We start from the raw sequence: 950 nt of genomic DNA, 5'->3' as shown, positions 1-950 counted from the left end.
AATGATTCTATATATTTTTAATATCTTCTTGGGATAAYATTATGGCAAATCTTAAATTAAAAGAYTTAATTAAAAAAAATAACTTTTTTGTAATCGCAGAATCGGGTTCTAATCATGAAGGCTCTATAGATGATGCTGTTCAATTAATTAGAGAAGCTTCTAAAGCCGGAGCTAATGCTGTGAAGTTTCAAAGCTTTACTTCAAAAACTCTATTTGCACATAAAGAATATACTAAAATACTTAAAATACCAGAAAATGCATTAGATAATGTTGATGATATAGTATTAAAAAAAGAGTGGTATGAAACTCTATATAAAGAAGCTAACAAAAATAAAATTATTTTAATGAGCACTCCATTTTCTGTTGAGGCTGTTGATGATATGGATAAATATGTKCCTATATACAAAATAGCTTCTTGTGATATAGATAATATTCCTCTTTTGAGAMAAGTTGCTTCTACTAAAAAACCTGTGATACTATCTACTGGTTTGGCTACAAATAAAGATATAAAAAATGCTTTAAATATTTTGAARAATAATGAGGTAGCTTTACTTCATTGTTCTGTTGAGTATCCTACACCTTTAGAGAATGCAAGATTAAATAGAATAGTTGTTATGAATAAACTTTTCAAAAAAAATATTATAGGMTATTCTGACCATACTATAGGCATAGATGCACCTATTATAGCATATACTCTTGGTGCTAAAATCATAGAAAAGCATTTTACAATAACTCCAGAAAAAAAATCGGGCGACCATATAATAAGTTTAGATACTAATTCTATGAAAGAAATGATTTYMAAATTAAAAGATACTAATAAGATGCTTGGCGGAAATGATGCTTTAAAGAATGAAAAGAAAATGAGCAAGCAAGAGAAGAAAGAGCTTGTTTATGCTAAGAGGGGTATATATCTTAATCATAGCATGCTTAAAAATGAAGTGATAACAGAA

1 protein-coding gene is annotated in these 950 nt (G+C 27.7%); it reads left to right on the top strand.

What is annotated here, in order from left to right:
- Positions 1 to 41 precede the first annotated feature (41 nt).
- The coding region (locus tag GQX97_RS12495; RefSeq protein WP_157152237.1) for an N-acetylneuraminate synthase family protein at positions 42 to 950 on the top strand (909 nt) is incomplete at its 3' end.

Origin of the sequence: Brachyspira sp. SAP_772, assembly GCF_009755885.1 — a bacterium.
GTDB lineage: Bacteria > Spirochaetota > Brachyspiria > Brachyspirales > Brachyspiraceae > Brachyspira.
The sequence above is the reverse complement of the archived record's forward strand: the minus strand, read 5'-3'. Positions and strand labels throughout refer to the sequence as shown.